General features: G+C 39.2%; 8 protein-coding genes. All 8 read left to right on the top strand.

Annotated elements, in window-relative coordinates:
* Positions 1-301: hypothetical protein (locus tag ABYK33_RS14900; RefSeq protein WP_373034097.1), on the top strand; the 301-nt coding region annotated here is incomplete at its 5' end.
* A gap of 12 nt (positions 302-313) precedes the next feature.
* Complete coding sequence (locus ABYK33_RS14895) at positions 314-790, top strand: hypothetical protein (protein WP_373034095.1); 477 nt, start codon at positions 314-316, stop codon at positions 788-790.
* 136 nt (positions 791-926) lie between these two features.
* Positions 927-1,367, top strand: a complete 441-nt coding sequence (locus ABYK33_RS14890; protein ID WP_373034094.1) for a hypothetical protein — start codon at positions 927-929, stop codon at positions 1,365-1,367.
* Positions 1,345-1,623, top strand: a complete 279-nt coding sequence (locus ABYK33_RS14885) for a hypothetical protein (RefSeq protein WP_373034093.1) — start codon at positions 1,345-1,347, stop codon at positions 1,621-1,623. Before ABYK33_RS14890 ends, ABYK33_RS14885 begins: the two co-directional genes overlap by 23 nt.
* Complete coding sequence (locus ABYK33_RS14880; protein WP_373034092.1) at positions 1,620-1,823, top strand: hypothetical protein; 204 nt, start codon at positions 1,620-1,622, stop codon at positions 1,821-1,823. Before ABYK33_RS14885 ends, ABYK33_RS14880 begins: the two co-directional genes overlap by 4 nt.
* Positions 1,824-1,996: 173 nt before the next feature.
* Positions 1,997-2,374 carry a hypothetical protein gene (locus ABYK33_RS14875; protein ID WP_373034091.1) on the top strand — a complete coding sequence of 126 codons (378 nt, stop codon included), beginning with the start codon at positions 1,997-1,999 and terminating at the stop codon, positions 2,372-2,374.
* 1 nt (position 2,375) lies between these two features.
* Positions 2,376-2,684 carry a hypothetical protein gene (locus ABYK33_RS14870; RefSeq protein WP_373034090.1) on the top strand — a complete coding sequence of 103 codons (309 nt, stop codon included), beginning with the start codon at positions 2,376-2,378 and terminating at the stop codon, positions 2,682-2,684.
* Positions 2,685-3,044 (top strand): hypothetical protein, encoded by a 360-nt coding sequence (locus ABYK33_RS14865; protein ID WP_373034089.1) that lies wholly within the window; start codon positions 2,685-2,687, stop codon positions 3,042-3,044.
* The last annotated feature ends 174 nt before the right edge of the window (positions 3,045-3,218 follow it).

The raw sequence follows: 3,218 nt of genomic DNA, 5'->3' as shown, positions 1-3,218 counted from the left end.
TTGGCTTTTAGAGCATACAAAAGCGCTTTGTGATGAATACACACATCGGTATGGGAAAGTTCATAAGTCCTCAATTCACTTGCTGAGCCTAAGCAATTACCCTGTTTCGATTGAAGATGGAGAGCTATCAGAGTTTGTACGATGCATGCCTGACGAATTTAAGCTAGCTTCTCTGCTTGATCCTTGCAAAAGCTACCAACTGTATCTGAAAGCTAAATATAAAGACTGGACAACTCGGACTGACAAGCGTAGGATGAAGGTTGAGTGGACAGGGCGGAATAAGCCGCATTGGATTGATTGAGGAGGGTTTAAAATGAAAGAGGGTATTTCCATTAGGGAAGGTGATGTATATCGTTGGTACTACAAAAACGACACAGAATATCGTGCTAGTTGCGGAGGTGGTACTGCCTATTGGTGCATGGATAATCAATGCTATGCAACAGAACGTAGTGGTGAAATCTATCTTCTAGATACTTACTGGATTGATTATGGCCAAGAATATATTGGCAATGAAGTCACATATGTTAACCCTGAGAAGGTAGACTTAGAATTCGTGTGCAACTTGCACGATGTTGAGTTTATAAAATATGGTATGGAAGACTATGATAAGGTGTATAATATCTCACGTCAAAAGGGTTGCTATAAAGCTTTTGCTGTTGATAAAGGCGCGACTGTTAGTAACAAAGCTTTGCGTGCAAAATATCAACGAGAGCTTGAAAAGGCTGAGAGTGATAAGCGATGTGCTGAATGGGACATTGAACGATACACTAAATTGCTTTCTGAACCCTAATGACCACAACCAAACTCACAGGTTCTCTGTCCTCTTATTACAAAGCATCATATAAGAATTATGGGTCTTATGCATTGACAGAGAAAGAAGCCTCTAGTATGCTTCAGACATTGATAAACAAGAGAGGAGTTAAGTGATGAAGAAGATTCTTAAGAGTGGTAACTACAGCTTCGGGAGCTGTGGACTGCCCACTGGTCTGTTTGATACAGCAGGGGAAGAGCTTTTTACTGGGGATGTTGTAGCAATTGGTAGTAAACATGAATGGGATGCTAAATGCTATTTCAATTTTGCGGGTATTTGTGTTGTTGTATCAGACACAGAGCATGAAGGACAGAGTGATGATAGTTGTTTTGTCATGGGTTTGAAATCAGAACATCATAGTTTTATTGATGGAGAACCAACAGAATCAGACAATCCAGACGCAGACTATAAGTTTAGCTTTGTTGTACAGAACCATGAAGAGTGGGTGTTGCAAAAGGTTAAAGGTTGGGAAGATGTAGCGCATACAGAGAAGAATGGTGGTATTACTTGTTATCTTGAAGGACTAAAACAAAATGACTTCACAACAACTATTTGAACAATTCATTTCTTCTAGGTCATCTCACCCTGACTACTCAGAATCATTTACTAAGTGTAAGGATAAAGAAGGAAATGAATTAGAAGAGTATGCTTGCCATCGTATACAGCAAGACTATATACTGTGGCAGAAGGCTGTAAGTAGTATTGAGATTGAACTGCCAGAACGGGAGTATAGTTGTGAACATGGATTCCATTACTATGATGCAGGTAATATGATTACAGCCCTTGAATCAGCAGAGGTTAAAATCAAATGAATATCAAAGCAGAGTGGATTAATGAGTTTGAAGAGCTTTTGTGGGAGCATCATACTTGTGATTGGCCTGCTGGTAACAGGAACCCCGACTACCCGTTTCAATTAGCTGTAGCTTATTTTGATTGGGCTGGGGACGGTCTTCCAGAAGAGACTATAGAAAAGGCATTTTCCCGTTACTTGGAGGCTGATAATGAACTCTAAACTAGCTTCTCGTAAATTCATCCTATCCTGTTCAATGATAATTATATTGACAGGTGTTCTATGTTTTGATAAGATTTCAGAAGATAACTATTCGTATTTGATTACGTTGATTATCTCGGGTTACTTGATTTCTAATGTTTCTCAATCAGCTTTACTTAAGAAGGAGAATAAAGATGTCTAAAAATAAACCAGTTGTGAACTATGAGCGCATTGAACGTTTTATCCAAGCAGAATGTGAGTGGCCTAATGGAACACCAGATGAAATTATCTCTCAGATGCTAGAGGTTAAAAAGCAATATTCTGATTGGGATAATTTGAATATTAGTTATGAGTGGAGCGGGTACGAGGATTGTGAATATTATGTTAGTGGAACACGTCTAGAAAATGACGATGAATATAACTATCGTATTGAACAAGAAGAGGATAAGCTGTCCTTTTGGGAAGAAAAAGAATCAGAGCGTATTGCTAAAGAAATATTAGAGAATAAAGTACAAATGGAAGCAGAGCTAGAAGAGCTTGCACGACTGAAAGCTAAGTACGGGGAGAAATAATATGTGGTCTAAAATTAAGAAACTGTTTTCATCTGATGAGTTCGATGCTGAAAAGAATCTTCTTATTAAAGAGCTTGAGGATAAAGCACGGAAGTATGATATGCTTGTAGCTAAACAGGAATATGAACTTAAAAAGACTAAGTTCAAAATAGGTGATAAAGTAAGAGCCAATCAAGAAGCAGGTTTTAATCGTGGTGCTACTGGAGTTGTTAAGTATGTAGAGCCAACAGGTGATAAGATTTGGGTATTGCGTGACGGTGCTTCGGGTGATGTATTTTACTTCCATTATGAACTTGATTTGGTGAATTAAATGCTTGACTACGCCTTGACAAAGTGTTCTGAGATTCCTTACAGACGAGGAGAGGCAAGGCATTTTGCAGTAATCACTGATAAGCGCGGCAAAGTGATTAGCGAAGGTGCAAACAGTTACATTAAAACAAACCCTAGAATGGCTCGTGCAGGAAAAGCTGTAGGGTTGCTAGATAAGACTTGCATTCACGCAGAATTGGCTGCTATCATAGGTGACAAGTATAGTAAAGGCTATAAGATTACAGTGGTTAGGGTTGGTGCTAAGGGTCAGCCTATGTACTCGGAGCCGTGCTGTATTTGTAAGTGGCTAATCAAGAAACATTCATGTATCAAAGAAATCAGCTACAGCACAGGAAGCTAAAAGAATTTAAAATAAAGCTTGACGTGGTGGTGAGATGGTGTAGAATTAGATGTAACAGAGTTACTAACAAAGCAAGACTTGGCCTCTGCCCCTCAAGTCGCCTTCTAAGCGATTGACACTAAATATAGAGAGGATGGAGTCGCGGGGATCATTACCTCCAGAGGCTACCAAATT

It is taken from the genome of Sulfurovum sp. (assembly GCF_041562805.1).
Taxonomy (GTDB): domain Bacteria; phylum Campylobacterota; class Campylobacteria; order Campylobacterales; family Sulfurovaceae; genus Sulfurovum.
This window is presented reverse-complemented; position numbering and strand designations above follow the sequence as displayed.

Excerpts from the sequence above, each read along its gene's own strand:
- ABYK33_RS14885 (WP_373034093.1), top strand. The coding sequence starts at position 1,345 with ATGACTTCACAACAACTATTTGAACAATTCATTTCTTCTAGGTCATCT.
- ABYK33_RS14895 (WP_373034095.1), top strand. The coding sequence starts at position 314 with ATGAAAGAGGGTATTTCCATTAGGGAAGGTGATGTATATCGTTGGTAC.
- ABYK33_RS14865 (WP_373034089.1), top strand. The coding sequence starts at position 2,685 with ATGCTTGACTACGCCTTGACAAAGTGTTCTGAGATTCCTTACAGACGA.
- ABYK33_RS14870 (WP_373034090.1), top strand. The coding sequence starts at position 2,376 with ATGTGGTCTAAAATTAAGAAACTGTTTTCATCTGATGAGTTCGATGCT.
- ABYK33_RS14875 (WP_373034091.1), top strand. The coding sequence starts at position 1,997 with ATGTCTAAAAATAAACCAGTTGTGAACTATGAGCGCATTGAACGTTTT.
- ABYK33_RS14890 (WP_373034094.1), top strand. The coding sequence starts at position 927 with ATGAAGAAGATTCTTAAGAGTGGTAACTACAGCTTCGGGAGCTGTGGA.
- ABYK33_RS14880 (WP_373034092.1), top strand. The coding sequence starts at position 1,620 with ATGAATATCAAAGCAGAGTGGATTAATGAGTTTGAAGAGCTTTTGTGG.